The sequence below is a fragment of the Pedobacter jejuensis genome (assembly GCF_003725795.1).
Classification (GTDB): Bacteria; Bacteroidota; Bacteroidia; order Sphingobacteriales; family Sphingobacteriaceae; genus Pedobacter; species Pedobacter jejuensis.
Genome location: NZ_RBEE01000014.1, coordinates 66,798 through 86,121, shown reverse-complemented (window position 1 = coordinate 86,121; position 19,324 = coordinate 66,798). Strand labels below are relative to the sequence as shown.

Genomic DNA, 19,324 nt, shown 5'->3' with positions numbered 1-19,324 from the left:
TTCGCACCTCTAAAAAAAACTCACAAATAACGATAACTAAATTCTCGACAACAATAGGAACCAAAAACAATATTTGTTTGTTCTTAATTCCTTAATGTTTTAAATTAAAACCCTGGATAATTAAAACCAATTTAGAAAAACATTAAGGAATTAAAAACAAGGTTTGCTGGTTCTTAGTTCCTTAATGTTTTCATATTATAATAATTTATTTATCAGAAAATTAATATCTTTAAAATTTTCAAATTACACAACTCTTCCCGGATATTGTTTTAATGCAATCTCTAAACAGTCCATCGCTTTGTTTAAATCATTGGTATTTAAAACATAAGCCATACGCACCTCATTTTTACCAGAACCTGGTGTAGAATAGAAACCTGTAGCTGGTGCCATCATCACTGTTTGGTTCTCATGATTAAAATCTTCCAAAATCCATTGGCAAAACTTATCCGAATCATCAATCGGGAATTTAGCAACCACATAAAAAGCGCCACCCGGATTTGGACAAAAAACACCCTCAATATTATTTAACCTATTAACCAAAGTATCTCTGCGCAAGGTATATTCGGTGTTTACCTTTTCAAAATAGCTATCTGGTGTATCAACTGCTGCGGCACCAGCAATTTGCTCTACCATTCCCGGACTTAACCTTGCCTGTGCAAATTTCAAACCCGAAGCAATCACATCTTTATTTTTGGTAATTAAACAACCTAAACGGGCACCACAAGCGCTGTATCGTTTGGAAACGGTATCCATAATTACAACGTTCTCATCCAAACCATCTAAATGCATTGGTGAGATAAACTCCCGTCCATCGTAACAAAATTCACGATAAGCTTCATCAGAAAATAGGAATAAGTCGTATTTCAGGCAGAGTGTTTTTAAAGCCTCCAATTCTTCTCTAGAATACAAATAACCTGTCGGATTATTAGGATTACAAATAATAATGGCCTTTGTTTTTTCAGTGATTAGCTTCTCAAATTCTGCAATAGGAGGCAAAGCAAAACCATTTTCTATGTACGATAAAATGGGTTTTACTACAACGTTACTCATACACGCAAAACCATTATAATTTGCATAAAATGGCTCCGGAATAATAATCTCATCGCCCTCATTTACACAAGTTTGCATTGCAATTGTAATCGCTTCAGAACCTCCAACCGTAACTAAAATGTTTTCAGGCTTAATGTTATAGCCTAACTTATTGTAGTATTCAGTCAATTTTTCGCGATATGCTAAAGTACCTTCTGAAGGTGTATAAGCCCAAACATTAAAATCAATATTTTTAATGGCATTCAACATTCCTTCTGGTGTTTCAATATCAGGTTGACCAATGTTTAAATGATAAACCTTTTTACCATCTTTTTTCGCTTTGTCTGCAAATGGTGTTAATTTTCTGATTGGCGATGCAGGCATCTGCACACCTTTTTGTGAAATTTTTGGCATGGCGTAAAAATAAAAAAGTCCCGATTAAAATCGAGACTTTTAAAATATTATGATGTAAAAATTATTTAGATGCAGCAGCAACTGTTTCGCCTTTGATGTAAAGTACTTTTACAGGCGTTTTAGCATTTGATGTAACTGTAACCGTTTTTGTAAAAGGTTGTGGCGCACCAGCAGCACTAAAAGTAACCGAAATCGTACCGGTTTCACCTTTTTTTAATGGCACTGTTGTATATTTTGGAACTGTACAACCGCAACTCGCTTCAGCTTTTGTAATAATTAATGGCTCTTCGCCAACGTTAGTGTATTTAAAATCGTAAGTTACAGGTTTGTTAACCGTAATTTTACCAAAATCATGGGTTTCTGCTTCAAACTTAAATTCAGCCGGTTTAGCAGCAGTTTGTGCGTTAGCCATCAAACCAAAACCCATTGCAAATGTTAATAGTACTAATATCTTTTTCATGTTTATGTGTTGATATATGATTTGAAATATTTATTATAACAAATTTAATATTTATCTGCTAAAACAAAAACTATTCCAAATATATTTTCCCTATCCATATATAATTTTACAGTTGATGATAAAGGCAAACTTTTAATTTTGTATATATTTGCCACAACCAATATTTGATTACGATGCAGAATGAAAAACTGACAACCAACTCTATCGATGCTGCTGAACTAAGTTTTAACGATTTTAAATCAATTGTTGTAAACGATTATAAAATTGCCTACGAAAGCAGGCAGGCCAGTGTTTTAGGTCGCAGAGAGGTATTAACAGGGAAGGCGAAGTTTGGCATTTTTGGCGATGGTAAAGAGGTGCCGCAGGTTGCTATGGCTAAAGCATTTAAAAATGGTGACTGGCGTTCAGGCTATTACCGCGACCAAACCTTTGCCTTTGCTGCCGGGATTTCAACAATAAAAGAATTTTTTGCTCAATTGTATGCCAACCCAACTGATGGTGCAGATCCATTCTCGGGCGGTAGGCAAATGAACTGTCATTTTGCAACAAAATCAATTAATGAAGATGGAAGCTGGAATGATTTAACTAAAATCAAAAATGTTTCATCAGATATATCACCAACGGGAGGTCAAATGGCTCGATTGGTGGGTTTAGCTTATGCGTCAAAACTATTTAGAAACAACAAGGAGCTAGATTATTTAAAGAACTTTTCGGTTAATGGTAATGAAGTGGCTTTTGGTACAATCGGTAATGCATCTACATCAGAAGGTGTATTTTTCGAAGCTATAAATGCTGCTGGCGTTTTGCAAGTGCCAATGGCAATCTCCATTTGGGATGACGCTTACGGAATTTCTGTTCCTGCTAAATATCAAACCACAAAAGAAGATATATCTGAAGTTTTAAAAGGATTTCAACGTGATGAAAATAACGCAGGTTACGAAATTTATAAAGTTAAAGGATGGGATTATCCTGCATTATGCGAGGTTTATGAAAAAGCAATAAATGTTTGCCGAGACGAGCATGTTCCTGTTTTAATTCATGTTACCGAACTTACTCAGCCACAAGGACATAGTACTTCTGGATCTCACGAAAGATATAAATCAAAAGACAGATTAACTTGGGAAAGCGAACATGATTGTATTTTAAAAATGCGTGAGTGGATGCTTGAATCAGCTATCGTATCAGAAGAAGAACTTTTAGAACTCGAAAAGGCCGCCAAAGTTTTTGTTCGTAATGCCCAAAAGGAAGCATGGAATGAGTTTTTGGATAGCATGAAGCCTGAACAAAAACAAGTTGTTGATTTTATTTTGGCAATGGCAAAAAACCAGCCAGAACTTGCTAAAATTTCATCTCAACTGGCTTCAACCGCCGATGCGCAACGTAGAGAAATATTTGTAGCTGCACGTAAAGCAATCCGTTTATCATCAAAACAAAATTCGCCAGAACGCGAAGATTTGATAAAATGGTACCAGAGCCAGGATGAATTAAATTACAATCGGTACAATTCTAAACTTCATACAGGCGGCAAAGACAGTCCTGAAAAAATTAAAGTTGTAGATGCTGTTTACGATGAGTTTTCTAAAATGGTAGATGGACGTGAAATTCTTAATGCTTGCTTTGATGAAAACTTTGCTCGCGACCAGCGTTTGGTAGCTTTCGGCGAAGATTTAGGTAATATTGGTGATGTTAATCAAGGTTTTGCAGGTTTGCAAACCAAATATGGCGAATTAAGAGTAACCGATACAGGCATTAGAGAAATGACCATAATGGGTCAGGGAATTGGGCTTGCTATGCGTGGTTTAAAACCAATTGCAGAAATACAATATTTAGATTATTTAATATTTGCTTTGAATGTGCTAAGTGATGATTTGGCTTCATTATCTTACCGAACAAAAGGTATTCAAAAAGCTCCTGTAATTGTTAGAACAAGAGGTCATCGTTTAGAAGGTGTTTGGCATTCTGGTTCGCCTATTAGCATGCTTTTAGGCTCATTACGTGGATTGCACTTATGTGTTCCTCGAAATATGACTCAAGCTGCAGGCATGTACAACACACTTTTTAGGGCAGATGAACCGGCTGTGGTAATCGAATGCCTGAATGGTTATCGCTTAAAAGAAAAATTGCCAAATAATATTGGCGAATTTACTGTTCCGTTAGGACAGGCTGAAGTAATTGAAGAAGGAACAGACATTACTGTGGTATCTTATGGTTCTACCTTGAGAATTGTACAGGAAGCAGCGGAAGAATTGGCCGTGTTTGGTATTTCGTTGGATATTATTGATCCGCAAACGTTATTACCATTTGATATCAATCATGTTTGCTCTTCATCGCTTAAAAAAACCAATAAGCTATTAGTGGTTGATGAAGATGTACCGGGTGGAGCTTCAGCATATATTCTCCAACAAGTTTTAGAGATACAAAATGGATATTTTCATTTAGATGGTCAACCAAAAACCTTAACGGCTAAAGCACACAGACCACCATTTGGCTCTGACGGAGATTATTTTAGTAAGCCTTCTGTTGATGATGTGGTTGAAACAATCTACCAAATGATGCATGAAGCAAATCCTGCTAAGTTTCCGGCACTGTATTAATCAAACAACAACAAAATGATATCGATTCTCACCTTTGCTATGTCAGAGGTGAGATTTTTTGTTTTAGCTTATCCATAGAAGTTTAGTGTAAATAATATCAAAGAAAAAAATTATATTACACCTTGATTTAAGAAACCAAATCAGTCCCTGTAAATTATTTATTCTGTATTCCCAATCAACGCGTAAACTTTTACATGCGTCTAATTTCTTAAATCAACAAATTGCTATATCATCTAAATTGTGATTTAATTAATGGAGTCTTGGCGCTATAAAATTTTTAATAAAATAGTTTTAAGGATACTTCTTGCCGTTATATTTCTTGCTACAAGCTACAAATCACATGCACAGGTTTCGTATAAACCGAAAAGTTTAGACAGTCTTTTAAAACTTAATCAAACTTATCGCAATATAGATTCTGGTAAAATTGATTTGTCAATAAAAATACTTCAACAATACATTTGGAAAAAAGACTTTGAAAAGGCTGAAGAATCTTTAGGTATTGTAGTCTCAATTTCCCACAAACTCGATTTAGCAAAATTTGCAGGTATCGCTTATACAAAAATGGCTCGTCTTTATCATAGTCATACAAATATTCAGAATGCTGAGAACTATTATAAAAAAGCTATAAATGAATTTTTAAGTGCAGATCAACAAATTGGTGCTGCAGGTGCTTACCTAGATTTGGGTGCATTGTACAATTTGATTCCAGATTATGCAAAATCACTGGCGGTCAGTCAAAAAGCTGTTTCCATTTATTTGAAAAATAACAGTAAGGAAGAGTTAGGCAGCTGCTAGGTTAATATTTCTGAAATTTATCAAGATTTAGATCAACATAAAAAAGCGCTTCAATACCTTAGAATGGCGCTTAATCTCTTTAATCTAAAGGGTGAAATTTCCAGAGGTGCTGCAGTTGCTTAAATGGGTATAGGGCTTTCTTATTTTCATGCTAGTCCTGTTGAGTTAATGAGCATGGATATTTTGCCCAACCAAAATTTAAAAGGTGCATTAGACAATTTAAACAGAGCTTTAAAGATTGCAGAAGAAGCGAGGGTAGAACAAGATTTAATCGCATCAATCAAAATGAATTTAGGAATGGTTTATGAACGAATGGGAGCAAAAGACTTAGCGTTAAAATCCTATTTAACATCTATATCTATAAATAAAAATTCGGATGATAAACGTGTTTATGCCAAGAGTTTGCAAGCTTTAGGTAACTTCTACAACAATCAAAAAAAATATAAGGATGCAATAAAATTACTAACTGAAGCACTAAATATTTCGAAAACAAGTAGCTTTTTGGATATAGAAAGAGATGCGAATTTGCAGCTTAGCCAGGCGCATAGTAATTTAAAAAACTACGATGAATCTTTAACTTTTTACAAACAATATGTAATCGTAAAAGATAAAATATTTAATGCTGAAAAGGAGCGAGAAATAACACGTAGACAAATGCAGTTGGATTTTGCGGTTAAGGAAAAGGATTACCAACTAAAGCAACAAATCACCGATGCTGTATTACAGCGGCAGGTTTTATTTGCTAGACAGCAGCATCAGAAACTTATTTTAAGACAACAGGAGCTTGATTTGAGTGACAAAGAAAAAATGTTGCAACAATTTAAATTTATTCAAAATCAAAAAAATTCGGAAAATGAAAAGAAAATTCAGAGCAATGATTATGAGCGTTCTAAGCTAATATCGCAGTATGATGCTATAAAAAGAGAGAAACAAATATCTAAGCAAGAGCAGCAAATTAAATATGATGAAAAATTAAAAATATTCCTTTTTGCAGCGTGTGGACTTGTTTTATGCACATCAGGTATTATATATTATAACCAGAGAAAAACCACTAGGCTAAATAAAATAATCAATAAGCAAAAGCTAGAATTGGAGCAATTAAGTAGAGTTAAGGATCGTATTTTTAGCGTGGTAAGTCATGATATGCGAACGCCTGTAAATTCTTTAATTGCTTTTATAGAGCTTCTGGAAGATGGGAATTTAGAGCAGGCTAAGTTTAATCGTTACGCAGGTTTGCTAAAAAATAGTTTAACCTATACGTCATCCATGATGGAGAATCTTTTGAACTGGGCAGCTAGTCAAATGCAAGGCTTTAATCCATGTTTAGAAGAATTAAATATATTTATTATAATCGAAGATGTTATTGATTCGTTAAAAAGCACAGCTGATTTTAAACATATTACTATTGAAAATAATATATCTGAAAGTATTGTCTGTAGAGCTGATGTAAACATGTTTTCTTTAGTATTACGAAATTTAATCAGTAATGCTATCAAATTTACCCCTGAAAATGGGAAAGTTATATTAACTGCAGAAATTTATAATGACGAATTGCAGATTTTGGTAACTGATACCGGGATTGGTATGTCTGCAGAACAAATAAATCATATCAATAAATCTGATTACCAAGGTGCTGGAGTTAGTACCCCAGGAACAAATAAAGAAAAAGGGACGGGTTTGGGTTTATTGCTATGTAGAACTTTTTTGGCCTTGATGGATGGTAAACTTACGGTTACATCTGAAAAAAATCTAGGAACTACTTTTACCTTGTGGCTAAAAAAATGCTAATTTTTATTTCTTAAACCGAGAAAGTGTTTTTTTATCGATAACACTATCTAATAATTCCTGTCGGTTTATGGAGCTAATTGGCACGATAAAGTTAGATGTTAAATGAACTTCATGAGCAGTTATTGTTGAGATGTGATGTACATTTATAATATACTGTTTATGTACCCTACAGAAATAATTTGGCAATTGTTTTTCTAGATTTTTTAATCCCACCAAAATGATGTGCTTATCGTTTTTGGTATATATTTTCGAAAAATCACCCATACTTTCTATGTAAACTACATCGCTATAATTAAGTTTTGTGATGCCTTTTGTTTCTTTGAAAAAGAAATATTCTTCAGATGAATTTGGTACATCTGAATAAGTATTATCCACTAACTTTCTCAACTCTAAATATTCAATTGCTTTATTTGTTGCTTTAAGCAAGCGCTCAAAATTTGCGGGTTTAACAATAAAATCTAGTGCATCTAATTCGAAACTCTCTGCCGCATATTGACTGAAAGAAGTTATAAAAATGAAAAGTGGTTTGTTTTTTAAAGTTTTTAAAAGTGCCATTCCTGATAGTTCAGGCATGTCAATATCCGAGAATACAATATCAACATGATTGGTTGCTAAAAATGCGGCTGCCTCAATTCCATTATCACATATTGCCGAAATGCTTAATGGCGCAATTTTTTTAAGGTGCATTTCAATTGCATCACGCTCTATTTCGTTATCATCAACAATTAGGCAGCTATATATCATTACAGGGATGGTTTATTAAATCAAAACATAACATTTGTAACGTATGTTTTACCTAAATGTAGCTTTTTTTTAATACTGTATAGCAACAATAGCCAAATAAAATTATGCTTTTTATTTTTAAAAACGCATCTGTTTTTGAAACCCAATATTTGATAAATAGTATTTTGCTAAGAAAGAAGTATAATGAATTTTTTAAAAAAAGTCTTTATATCACACACGCCTTGTTTCTCAAAAACTGGTCTGCCAGTACCAAAGCGGCCATAGCTTCTACAATTACTACTGCTCTAGGAACCACGCAAGGGTCGTGGCGGCCTTTGCCTTTAATTTCTGAGGCCTCGCCGGCGGCATTAATGGTTTGTTGGTTATGCATAATGGTAGCAACAGGTTTAAACGCCACTTTGAAAGTGATGTCCATTCCGTTAGAAATACCACCTAAAATACCACCAGCGAAGTTTGTTGTGGTAAGAAAGCCCTTTCCATCTGGGGAAGGGTTTGGGATGGGGCGGTCATTGTGTTGCGAACCCAACAATTCACTTCCGGCGAAGCCTGAACCATATTCGAAACCATGAACAGCATTTATGCTAAGCATAGCTTTACCTAAATCGGCGTGTAATTTATCAAAAACAGGTTCGCCTAAACCAGCCGGACAACCTTTTATAACACACGAAATCTTACCACCAACGGTATCGCCATCTTTCCTAACAGCATCTATAAATTCAATCATTTCATGTGCTGTGGCAGGGTCGGCACAGCGAACAATGTTTTCTTCTCTAATATTCAGCAAAGCTGACAAGTCATTACTTTCTAAATTTGGAGCATTAATTTTTCCAACGGAGGTTACATGCGCAAAAATCTCAATGCCTTGTTGTTTTAAAAATAGTTTGGCAATTGCACCAGCAGCTACACGAGCAGCGGTTTCGCGAGCGGAAGAACGTCCACCGCCACGATGGTCGCGGATACCGTATTTTGCATCGTAAACATAATCGGCATGGCTTGGGCGGTACACATCAACATTATGACCGTAATCTTTAGAGCGCTGGTCTTCGTTTGGAATCAATAGAGCAATTGGCGTTCCTGTACTTTTTCCCTCAAAAATACCAGAGAGAATTTGAACCGTATCACTCTCTTTTCTTTGCGTAGTAATTTTCGATTGACCAGGTTTGCGTTTATCCAATTCGGATTGAATAAAATCCATGTCGATATCTAATTGTGCCGGGCAGCCATCAATAATTACTCCAATGGCCACGCCATGAGATTCTCCAAAAGTAGTGATACGAAAAAGTTGCCCGAATGAATTGCCTGCCATTTTATTTTAGATGTTAGATTTGAGATATTAGATTTGAGATTTTCCCTCAAAAAATATCTAAATCTTGTTATATTTCTTTTTATTGTTTTTGAGTCTCACATCTGGAGTCTCAATTCTCATATCTCTTTCACTTCAAATCCTGCCTTTTTCAAATCCTCCCAAAAATACGGATAAGATTTTTCTACGACTTGCATTTCTTCAATTTCTACTTCGTTAATTAATAAAGCAAGCGGAGCAAAAGCCATTGCCATGCGGTGGTCTTGGTAAGTAGCAATGGTAATTTTTTCAGGGAAATGAAGTTCATCTGTATTTAAGGTGTAAACTAAATTATTTTCAGTTAAGGTCACGCCAATTTTTGCCAGCTCATTTTGTAAAGCGGCAATGCGGTCCGTTTCCTTTATTTTTAAAGTTTCAAGTCCCGTAAACGACATGTTTTTACCTAAAGCAGCTGCAATAACGATAATCGTTTGTGCCAAATCTGGGCAAGTTTTTAAATCTAAAACCTGGTCAGTTTCCAATGATAAACCTAAGTTGCTGATTGAAATTCCGGTTGCTGTTTTGCTTGTTGCGATGCCAAAAATCTTCATGATTTTTTGGATTTGGCTATCACCTTGTAGGCTTTTTTCTTTTAAAGCAGGAAGACTGATTTCAGCTTCATCGGCCAAAGCTGCAATGCTATACCAATAAGATGCAGCACTCCAATCTGGCTCAACAACCAAAGTTCCAGGTTTAAATGCCTGTGGCTTTATGGAAATCGAATTTTCATTCCATGAATGTTCAATGCCAACTTCCGCCAGCATATCCAAAGTCATATCAACATAAGGCTTTGAGGTTAATTCGCCCTCAATTTCTAATGTTAAACCTTGAGGTAAAGTTGGAGCAATCATCAGCAATGCTGAAATATACTGACTGCTGATATCGCCTTTGATTTTAACTTCTGCAGTTTTTTGATTCAGCGGGCCTGTAATGTTTAACGGTGGAAAACCATCATTTTCTGCATAAGAAATATCTGCACCAATGGTTTTCAAAGCCTCCGCCAAAATGCCAATCGGGCGTTGCTTCATCCGTTCGGTTCCTGTTAATAAAAAATTACCATTTTTAGCAGATAGATAAGCAGAAAGAAAACGCATTGCAGTTCCCGCCGGACCAACATCTACGGTTTTTGACTCTTGAATTTCTACTTCCAATTCTTCTTCAAGAGTATTAAGTATGCCATTTAAGGTTACCGTATCTGCCGCGTTTGATAAATTTTCTACTTTAACAAGTTGTTTACTTAAGGCGCTGATAATTAATGCTCTATTGCATTCGCTTTTCGAGCCTGTTAACTGGATTTCCGTATGAATATTCTTGGCTCCTTTAAAAGAAACTAAGGCGTTTTTCGACATTTTATTCTGATTTAGCCCCACTCAACCCTCCCCAGGAGGGAGGGCTTTACAGTGAGCAGGTATTTTAATATTATAATCTATTGCGAAAAATTTCTCGCAATGACATGGTACTTCAGACTTTGCTCTTCCGTCTTTCGTTTTTCGCCCTCAGTCTTTCAGCTTTGTACTTTAAGCTTTCACTTCAGTATGTTGTTCGGCAGCAATTCCTTTTTCGGCTTTGCCTGCATTCATAATTTCAGTTTGTTTACGGATTGATTCGCCGTGCATCAATTCTAAGAATTTCTCTGTGAAGTTTAAGTCTAATTTTAATGCTTTAGCAAAGGCATGACCTTTTTTAATGATGGCATCCCAACGGTTTACCTGTAAAATCGTTACCTGATTATCGCGTTTAAATTCACCGATTTTCTCAACAATTGCCATACGTTCAGCTAATTTCTGTAATAAAATATCATCAATTTTATCGATGTTTTTACGTAAATCAGCCAATTTATCAACGAAAGCCTCGTTTGTAGATTCTGGTTCGCGAACTGTTAAACGGTCAACCAATTCTGATAAAGTAGCTGGTGTAACTTGTTGTTTCGCATCCGTCCATGCAACTGATGGGTCAACGTGTGATTCAATCATCAAACCTTGCATGTCTAAATCCAGCGCTTTTTGCGAGATGTAAGGAATTAGTTCACGGTTACCGCAAATGTGACTTGGGTCGTTAATGATTGGCAATTCAGGGCATAAAGTTTTCAACTGGATAGCCAATTCCCACATTGGTTCGTTACGGAAAGAACTTTTTTCGAATGAAGAAAATCCACGGTGTATAGCACCAATTTTAGTAATTCCTGCGCCGTTAATACGCTCGATTGCACCAATCCACAATTGTAAATCTGGATTAACAGGGTTTTTAATTAATACAGGAACATCATGACCTCTTAATGCATCAGCAATTTCTTGAACAGTGAATGGATTAACGGTAGAACGTGCACCAATCCAAAGGATATCAACACCTGCAGCCAAAGCCTCTTCAACATGTTTTGCATTTGCAACCTCAACAGCAGTCGGTAATCCTGTTTCTGCTTTAGCACGTTTTAACCATTCCAAACCAATACTTCCGATACCTTCAAATTCTCCCGGACGAGTACGTGGTTTCCAAATACCAGCTCTTAAAACTGATACTTTACCAGTCGCCGCCAATAAATGTGCGGTAGTTAATAATTGTTCTTCAGTTTCTGCACTGCAAGGACCTGAAATAATTAAAGGTTCGTTGTTAACGTTTAACCAAGTGTTTAATGGTTGGATGTTTAAATTAAGTTTCATGATTTATGGCTTGTTTGTTAGTCCGAAGTCCGCTATAGGATGTCCGGAGTTATATTTTTATATATTAATTGTTAAATTGTTGACTCGTAATTCGTAAATCTAAAATCGTAACGCTTTCAGACTTTATCATTTTTTAAATACTCACCGAGTATGTTGAAATTCGAAGTGTATTTTAGTGCTTTTCTAACGGCTTTATCATACTTTTCGGTACTTGGCCATTCTAAATCGACGTAAAAATAATATTCATTTCTCTTACCCAGCACCGGCATAGATTGTATTTTTGTTAAGCTTACCTCTTGTTCTGCGAAGATATTTAACACTGTTGCTAAAGAGCCGGCTTTATGGCCAACCTGAAAACAGATAGATGCTTTATTTATTTTCTTTCCCTCATCTGTTTTATCTTTTTTAAGGATGAGGAAACGGGTGTAATTTTTTTTATTTGATTCTACGCGACGCTCTAAAATATTTAAACCGTAAAGTTCTGCAGCTAAGTTGTTTGCTATAGCCATAGTGTCGGTTAGTTTTTCTTCTTGAATGCGCTTTGCACAAGCCGCAGTATCGTTGCTTTCTACAATTTTAATATGCGGATAATCATAAAAGAAATCGATGCATTGACGAATAGCGATAGGGTGTGAGGTTACGATTTTTATATCCTCAAACTTTACACCTGGTAAAGCCATTAAGTGCAATTGAATCGGTAAATAAACTTCTCCAACTACCGAGAAACCGTAATCGCGGATTAGTGTGTAATTTGGTAACAAGCTACCAGCGATAGAATTTTCGATGGCCATGACAACGAAGTCAGCATCGTTTTTTTCTAGCTTGTCGCAAGTTTCTTTAAATGAGTTGCATTCTACAGTTTCGATGTTTTTACCAAAGATTTTGTAGGCTGCTTCTTCATGAAAAGATGCTTTAATACCTTGAATTGCTACTCGTTTTGTCGTTTCCATTTTTGCGTAAAACAAAAAAGTCCCGGCTGTTTGCCGGGACTTTCTTATACATTTTAATATTGTTATCTATCTTTTTGCATATTAGCCCCGGCTCTTACTAAAATAGTAAAAGTAACCAAAGTAATATGTGTTGAATAATTTCATTTTTGTTTTTGAATGAGCCAAATGTAATAACAAAATTTAATTTGTCAATAGGAAATTGAAAATAATTTTAATAAAATTTAATTTTGTTTTTCAAATTGTTTTTAAATACTTTTGAATTCCTTCCTTATTGTTATAATCATTACAAGTCTTGTACAGCACCAGATAACACATTTTAAAACTTTTTAATTCAAAATTTATGAAAAAACTTAGTAATGTAAGTTTATTGATTTTGGGTGCTGCTAGTTTTTTTGCTTGTAAAAAAGACTTAGTACTTGAGAAAGATAATCTTAAAAAAACAGAACTTAACGGCCCTGTCAGATTAGAAACATTAGCGGGTAATGATCCTGATCCTGGAATTACTGACCTAAATACTAAATACCAGGCAGACACCCTTTTTTGGAAAAAAATATTATCTCAAAGACCCAACAAATCATTTTTTCTTGAAATTAAATCTAAATAACTTCTAATGAAAGCACTTTCATCTTTACTTTTTTCGAGTATATTTTTTCTAAATCTTTCTTCTAATGCTCAACTCACAGCTACCGTAACTACAAACACAGGTGGTGCAGCGAATTGTGACCCTCGCGTCATTACTGTTGTCCCATCTGGTGGTTCAGGAGATTATGAATATATTTACAGAGTTGCTCCAGGGCAATCGGGTTCTGTAATAACACAAAATACAGCAAATTACACAGTTACTCCCGTTCCTTCCTTGCCGACAACATATAGGATTTCAATTACCGATAATGTGACATTAGAAACAGTTACTAAAAAAGTTACTGTTAGCCCATTATTATCAGGAGAATTTAATGTTCGTATTCCAAATGCTTTTACCCCACTTTATCCAGATGGAGTAAATGACAGATGGGAAGTAAGAAATTCCGGTAATAATACTTCTAATGCAAGTAACTTCATACCCTATCCAATTAATGCTTATGCTTATGAATTAACAATTTACAGCTCTAATCCTGGAGCAATTTATTATCAAGCTTCGGGTAGTTCAACTAACCCAGATTCTGGAATTAGTTCATTATACGGTATAAATACAAATCAGATATATTGGGATGGAACTATTCCTTTTAATGGAGGGAGAGTTCTGGGCAGAGTTGGTACATACTACTATACTTTAAAACTATATAATTGTAGCTACCCAAGTGGAAAAGTATTTCAGGGTTACATACAATTAGGAAATTCTCCGCACTAATGAAAAATGTATTATATGTATTTCTTATTGCTGCATTATTAAGTTGCAAAAAGACTGAGGTTAATAAAATTAGCCCGCCTGTAATAGAATCTGTTCTTCCAAAATATATCAAAAATAGCGATGAACTTTTTGTAATATTGAAATTAGGTTCTATTTCGTTATCATCGGATATCCGAGTAAAAATTGATGGCGTTGAAATACCTGGCCAATTTGGTGGTAATGGATTTACAATTAAATTTAAGGTACCAACGAATTTTTTTAGCGATCAAAAAATTTGTGCTGATATTCAGGTTATTGTTAATGGACAAGAAAGTCAGAAAATTGAAAAAGCTATTTTATCAGAGTTTTATCCAAGATTTGATGTTTCTACCCCAGAAGTAATTAGGAAAGGGGAAGAACTTACAATATATGGTTATAATTTTTCTTCTGAAGTAAATAAGAACAATATACAATTTTTAAATGCAGCAGGAACTTTCGATAATGGTATTATAACCTATTCAGACCAAGAAGTAATCAAAGTAAAGGTACCTACGACTGCCGTGTCAGGTAGTTTTGTAGTTAGTGTTATTACTAAGGATCTGAAAAATAGAGTTGTTGTATTAGATAGTCCAAAATCAATAAGGGTATTAAATAACTAGATTTTTATTATATACGAAATTATAATATCCTAACTAAAAAGGGATAGGACAATTAAACTATCGCTTTTTAGTATTTATTTCGGTACTTTACCCTAAAGGTAAAAGTAATTAAAGCAAAAAAAATAGTTTGCCAATAAGAAAAAATAATTTTAATAAAATTTAATTTTGTTTGAATTGGGCTGTTTTGAGGATGAGTCTTTTCTTTAATGAATTTTGATAAAAAACAGATTTTTATAATGATTAGACCTGAATTAAAATAAATAATGTATTTTTAATTGGAAATGCGCATCTGTGCGTGTTAATTTACAGTCTTACATTAACGGTCGTCACTCTGAACTTGATTCAGAGTCTTACTTGTATGGCGGCTTAGCATGAAGGATGCTGAAATAAATTCAGCATGACGAGTGCCCAAAAAACAAATGCAAAAAGCGTTTAGGTTAAATCGTTAACTAGTGATGGATGTTTCTTTTTTAATTGTTTTGATTTTTTAACGAAAATAGGGGAATAAATAATCTTAATTCCTTCTGTCATATATCATCTAGAGATAATGGTGCAATTTTACCATCTTTGATATCTTTGGCTTCTTTTAAACCTTGTTTAATACCATTGAGCAATTTCTGCTTTTTAGAGCTTAATATTACTTTTGCATCAATTCTTTTAAGAACCTCCAAAAGAAATTTAGTGTCGTTATCCTTTACTTGTATGGTTAATGTTGTCATAATTAAAATTGACCTCAATCAAAAATACGGATTAAATTATTGAAATAGAACGTAGAAATATTTTTTCCCAAGCAGCTGTTTCGTAAATATATATGATGAAATACTTTGGATTTAAACCTATAAGGTTTCAAAGACCTTATAGGTTTAAAAACGATTGAAATGGGCGGTGCAGAACCAGTTATTTCGAAATCGATTAAATATAGATATATAAATCTTGTAACACAACCCATGATTTAAATTGTGGGCAATACAACGAAATTCCTATCCAGTAGAACTTAAAGTTCTTTGCTCTTCGTTAAAATCTTTAACCTTATTGTCTTCTTGATTTTGCTTTTTCAATTCTTCCGCTTCGCGTAACTCTCTCTGCATAATCTTCGCGATTTTTGTGCTGCCATCATGGCTCCAGCCCGGTGGGTTTATAATATATCGCACCTTATCCATAAAAGTCGGTGCATTTTTTACATCAGCAGATAAGGCAATAATTTCATGGAAAATAATATTTACAGGACCAGTATCTTTAGGTTGGGTAGTTAAACCATATTTTATTTTGTCTTCCTCCAGTTCGGCCTGAAAAGTGCCAAACCATCTATCCCAAAGGATTAAAACCATGCCCATATTTTTATCCAAATAACGCACATTACTGGCGTGATGAACCCGGTGGTGAGATGGCGTTACAAACACATATTCATACCATTTCGGGAAGTTAATTTTGTATTGCGTATGAACTAAATTGCCATAAATCTGCGTAACGAGATATGCAAAAAGAATGTCCATTGCGGTAAAACCCATAAATGCCAGTGGCAAATAGAAGAATACGCGGTACAAAGGTTCGAAAACCGTAGAACGGAAACCAGTAGTTAAGTTGAAATGTTCTGATGAGTGGTGCGTAACATGCATTGCCCAAAAAAAGCGAACATAATGGCCAACGGTATGCAAAAACCAATATAGAAAATCTTGCGCTAGAATTAAAACCAACCAATAAACCCAGATGTTGGAAATTTGGAATAACCTAAATTGGTAGCAGTATTCTAACAAGAAAAATGTGGCGGTTTTCATGCCCAAATTAATCACTACTGCAGCAGTCATTAAATAAATATTGGTCCAGGTGTCGCGTTTGGTATATAATTTTCTATCGTGGGCATAGCTGAAATACATTTCAACCAAGGTTAAAACGATTACAAAGCCAAATAATCCTCCTACAGAAATATCACTTCCGGTAAATTTCATCTTACAAACTATTATAATAATCTAAACTGCGTAAAATGTCGGTTGTAGTTACACGGCAGTTAAACATGCATTTCCCAATAGTTTCTAATAAAGAAAATAAAATGTTACCATCTTCATTCTTTTTGTCGCTCTTCATTAGCTCTAAAAGCGTATCGAAACTCTCTCTCTTAATGTTGTATTTTGGATATAACGATAAAATATAATCGCTAATATCTTTTAACTCTTCTTTGGTTAAGCCACTGTTTTTTACTGATAAAGCTGCCTCACAAACAAAACCAATGGCAATTGCTTCGCCGTGGGTAAGTGGATTTTCATCATTAGCCAAAGAATAACTTTCAACCGCGTGACCAATTGTATGACCAAAATTTAAGATCTTACGTAAATTTTTCTCATGCGGGTCGATGGTAACCACATCATTTTTAATTTCTGCCGAACGGTAAATATCTTCAGCCGATGGCTTTAAATAATTAGTCGTTTTTAACTTTTCGTAATAAGCTTTATCAAAAATTAAACCATGTTTAATCATTTCGGCAAAGCCTGATAAAAGCTCCCTTTGGGGCAAAGTTTTTAAAAATTCAGTTTCGATAAAAACCATTTGCGGCAGGGTAAAAGTACCCACCATATTTTTCACGTTATCGATATCGATACCTGTTTTGCCACCCACAGAGGCATCAACCTGAGAAAGTAGGGTAGTAGGTACATTAATAAAATCGATACCACGTTTATAAGTTGAGGCAATAAAACCACCCATATCGGTAATCACGCCACCACCTAAATTAATCATCAAACTTTTACGGTCGGCCTCAAAATCCAGCAGGGTTTTCCAAATGCCAATACAAAAATCGATGTTTTTATTTTCTTCGCCTGCTGATGTTTCAATTAAATCGAAATCGGCAAAATCATCCATCAGCGATTGAAAAACAGGCAAGCAAATTTCGCTTGTATGTTCATCAGCCAGGATAAAAACTTTGCTGTATTTATTGCTTTCTAAAAGGATTTTGAGTTCGGCAAATCCACTTTCGAAATAAAGCGAATGGCCAGCGCTGGTTAGAGTTTCCATTAAATTACTTCGATTTTATCTTGTCCAAACGTAATGATATCTCCAACTCTGACTTTGTATCGCTTACGGAATTCTACCTCGCCGTTGCATTTTACCAAGCCATCCATTACTGCAGCCTGAGCATCGCCGCCGGTGCCAACCAATCCTGTTGCCTTTAGCAATTGGATTAATGGAATAAATTCGCCCTCTAATTTGAATTGTATCATTTTGTTGCAAAAATACGATTATTTCGAGGTTTTACGTTCGTAGAATGGATGCTTTTTATAATTTTGCATCCATCTGACTTATTAATATCATTTAAATGGATTTATCCCCGAATAAACAGCCAAATTTCGACAATACCGAGGTAGCTTTCCGCCAAAAAACTAACGGAGAACTCAAAAAAGCTTTTTGGCTTTTTAAAATGATTGGGAGTAATTTCTTAACAAAAGTTGGTCCGCCGATAACCAATTTCTTTTTAAATATTGGCTTACCGATTCAGGGCGCCATAAAAACAACTATTTTTCAGCAGTTTTGTGGTGGCGAAACCATTGCCGAATGCGATAAAGCAATTGCTCAATTGGCAAAAGGTGGTGTTGGAACCATTTTAGATTATTCGGTTGAAGGTGAAGATGAAGAGCGAGTTTTTGACGAAACCTGCCAGGAAATAATCCGCACCATTCTTCGTGCCGATGGCGATAAAAACATTCCGATTACGGTTTTCAAAATCACCGGAATTGGGCGTTTTGCATTACTAGAAAAGTTAGATGCAAAACAAACCTTAACCGCAAGCGAGCAAGCTGAATTTGCAAAAGTGAAATTGCGTTGTGAAATGATTTGCCGTACTGCTTTCGATAAATCTGTGCCGGTTATGATTGACGCAGAAGAAACCTGGATTCAAAATACAATTGATGAATTGGCTTTAGATATGATGCGTAAATTTAACCAGGAACGCATTATTGTGTACAATACCTACCAAATGTATCGCCATGATAAGCTGGCCGATATGAAAGCTGACCACTTGATTGCAAAAGCTGCCGGATTTATTCTAGGCGTTAAAATGGTTCGTGGTGCTTACATGGAAAAGGAGCGTAAACGTGCTGAAGAAATGGGTTATCCATCACCAATTCAGCCTGATAAAGCGGCATCTGATAAAGATTATAATGAATCGCTGCGTTACTGTGTTGATCATATTGAAGAAATTGCCATTGTTTGCGGAACGCATAATGAGGATAGCAGTCGACTGTTGACTTACCTGTTGGATGAGAAAAAAATCGTTCACAACCATCCTCATGTATACTTTGCGCAATTGCTTGGAATGAGTGATAATTTAAGTTTCAACCTTGCCGATGCAAATTACAACGTAGCGAAATATGTTCCTTATGGCCCAATTAAAGCGGTAATGCCATATTTATTTAGACGAGCACAAGAAAATACCTCAGTTGCCGGGCAAACTGGTAGGGAGTTGGGATTGATAGAAAGAGAACTGCAGCGAAGAAAGCTTTAGTTATTAGTTAATGTTTTCTAATCATTAGCTGATTTTTTGGAAATGAACGTTCAGTAATTCTTAGGTTCAAGCA

Annotated in this window: 18 protein-coding genes; 7 read left to right on the top strand and 11 right to left on the bottom strand. The window is 35.1% G+C overall.

Going from position 1 to position 19,324, the window contains the following annotated elements; translation table 11 throughout:
• Positions 1 to 243 precede the first annotated feature (243 nt).
• Both D7004_RS10085 and D7004_RS10080 read right to left on the bottom strand, forming a co-directional pair.
• On the bottom strand, positions 244 to 1,443 hold the full coding sequence (locus D7004_RS10085; RefSeq protein WP_123205743.1) for a pyridoxal phosphate-dependent aminotransferase: 1,200 nt from the start codon (positions 1,441 to 1,443) through the stop codon (positions 244 to 246).
• 61 nt (positions 1,444 to 1,504) lie between these two features.
• Entirely contained in the window at positions 1,505 to 1,903 is a 399-nt protein-coding gene (locus D7004_RS10080) for a DUF1573 domain-containing protein (protein ID WP_123205742.1), read from the bottom strand.
• Positions 1,904 to 2,076: 173 nt separating this feature from the next.
• Here D7004_RS10080 and D7004_RS10075 point away from each other — a divergent pair, with 173 nt between their 5' ends.
• From D7004_RS10075 to D7004_RS10065, 3 genes are all read left to right on the top strand, one after another.
• Positions 2,077 to 4,497: an alpha-ketoacid dehydrogenase subunit alpha/beta gene (locus D7004_RS10075; protein WP_123205741.1), complete on the top strand. Its 2,421-nt coding sequence runs from the start codon at positions 2,077 to 2,079 to the stop codon at positions 4,495 to 4,497.
• 429 nt (positions 4,498 to 4,926) lie between these two features.
• Positions 4,927 to 5,292 (top strand): hypothetical protein, encoded by a 366-nt coding sequence (locus D7004_RS10070; protein ID WP_167459466.1) that lies wholly within the window; start codon positions 4,927 to 4,929, stop codon positions 5,290 to 5,292.
• Between the two features lie 123 nt (positions 5,293 to 5,415).
• A complete protein-coding gene (locus tag D7004_RS10065; RefSeq protein WP_123205739.1) occupies positions 5,416 to 7,080 on the top strand; it encodes a tetratricopeptide repeat-containing sensor histidine kinase in 1,665 nt (554 codons plus the stop codon).
• A 3-nt stretch (positions 7,081 to 7,083) separates the two neighbouring features.
• Here the strand turns inward: D7004_RS10065 and D7004_RS10060 are convergent, their stop codons facing one another.
• The 5 genes from D7004_RS10060 to D7004_RS10040 all read right to left on the bottom strand — a co-directional run bounded on the left by D7004_RS10060 (position 7,084) and on the right by D7004_RS10040 (position 12,773).
• Entirely contained in the window at positions 7,084 to 7,824 is a 741-nt protein-coding gene (locus D7004_RS10060; RefSeq protein WP_123205738.1) for a LytR/AlgR family response regulator transcription factor, read from the bottom strand.
• 205 nt (positions 7,825 to 8,029) lie between these two features.
• The gene (gene aroC / locus D7004_RS10055) at positions 8,030 to 9,130 is read right to left on the bottom strand and encodes a chorismate synthase (protein WP_123205737.1); all 1,101 of its coding nucleotides are present in this window, start codon (positions 9,128 to 9,130) and stop codon (positions 8,030 to 8,032) included.
• A gap of 116 nt (positions 9,131 to 9,246) precedes the next feature.
• Positions 9,247 to 10,515, bottom strand: coding sequence for a 3-phosphoshikimate 1-carboxyvinyltransferase (gene aroA / locus D7004_RS10050; RefSeq protein WP_123205736.1), 1,269 nt, complete (start codon positions 10,513 to 10,515; stop codon positions 9,247 to 9,249).
• 168 nt (positions 10,516 to 10,683) lie between these two features.
• Positions 10,684 to 11,823, bottom strand: coding sequence for a chorismate mutase (locus D7004_RS10045; protein WP_123205735.1), 1,140 nt, complete (start codon positions 11,821 to 11,823; stop codon positions 10,684 to 10,686).
• A 116-nt stretch (positions 11,824 to 11,939) separates the two neighbouring features.
• Positions 11,940 to 12,773, bottom strand: a complete 834-nt coding sequence (locus D7004_RS10040) for a prephenate dehydratase (RefSeq protein ID WP_123205734.1) — start codon at positions 12,771 to 12,773, stop codon at positions 11,940 to 11,942.
• A gap of 340 nt (positions 12,774 to 13,113) precedes the next feature.
• On the opposite strand from D7004_RS10040, the gene D7004_RS10035 reads away from it, so the two are divergent.
• From D7004_RS10035 to D7004_RS10025, 3 genes are read left to right on the top strand one after another with little or no spacing between them, the layout of a single operon-like run.
• Positions 13,114 to 13,377: a hypothetical protein gene (locus D7004_RS10035; protein ID WP_123205733.1), complete on the top strand. Its 264-nt coding sequence runs from the start codon at positions 13,114 to 13,116 to the stop codon at positions 13,375 to 13,377.
• A gap of 6 nt (positions 13,378 to 13,383) precedes the next feature.
• Positions 13,384 to 14,121 carry a hypothetical protein gene (locus D7004_RS10030; protein WP_123205732.1) on the top strand — a complete coding sequence of 246 codons (738 nt, stop codon included), beginning with the start codon at positions 13,384 to 13,386 and terminating at the stop codon, positions 14,119 to 14,121.
• The gene (locus D7004_RS10025) at positions 14,121 to 14,759 is read left to right on the top strand and encodes an IPT/TIG domain-containing protein (protein WP_123205731.1); all 639 of its coding nucleotides are present in this window, start codon (positions 14,121 to 14,123) and stop codon (positions 14,757 to 14,759) included. Before D7004_RS10030 ends, D7004_RS10025 begins: the two co-directional genes overlap by 1 nt.
• Before the next feature lie 527 nt (positions 14,760 to 15,286).
• Here the strand turns inward: D7004_RS10025 and D7004_RS10020 are convergent.
• The 4 genes from D7004_RS10020 to D7004_RS10005 form a co-directional block, all read right to left on the bottom strand.
• Positions 15,287 to 15,478 carry a hypothetical protein gene (locus D7004_RS10020; RefSeq protein ID WP_123205730.1) on the bottom strand — a complete coding sequence of 64 codons (192 nt, stop codon included), beginning with the start codon at positions 15,476 to 15,478 and terminating at the stop codon, positions 15,287 to 15,289.
• A 261-nt stretch (positions 15,479 to 15,739) separates the two neighbouring features.
• Complete coding sequence (locus D7004_RS10015; RefSeq protein WP_123205729.1) at positions 15,740 to 16,705, bottom strand: sterol desaturase family protein; 966 nt, start codon at positions 16,703 to 16,705, stop codon at positions 15,740 to 15,742.
• 1 nt (position 16,706) lies between these two features.
• The gene (gene aroB / locus D7004_RS10010) at positions 16,707 to 17,765 is read right to left on the bottom strand and encodes a 3-dehydroquinate synthase (protein WP_123205728.1); all 1,059 of its coding nucleotides are present in this window, start codon (positions 17,763 to 17,765) and stop codon (positions 16,707 to 16,709) included.
• Positions 17,765 to 17,971 (bottom strand): RNA-binding S4 domain-containing protein, encoded by a 207-nt coding sequence (locus D7004_RS10005; protein ID WP_123205727.1) that lies wholly within the window; start codon positions 17,969 to 17,971, stop codon positions 17,765 to 17,767. Before D7004_RS10005 ends, aroB begins: the two co-directional genes overlap by 1 nt.
• A 95-nt stretch (positions 17,972 to 18,066) precedes the next feature.
• Here D7004_RS10005 and D7004_RS10000 point away from each other — a divergent pair, with 95 nt between their 5' ends.
• Positions 18,067 to 19,251 (top strand): proline dehydrogenase family protein, encoded by a 1,185-nt coding sequence (locus tag D7004_RS10000; RefSeq protein ID WP_123205726.1) that lies wholly within the window; start codon positions 18,067 to 18,069, stop codon positions 19,249 to 19,251.
• Positions 19,252 to 19,324 lie beyond the last annotated feature (73 nt).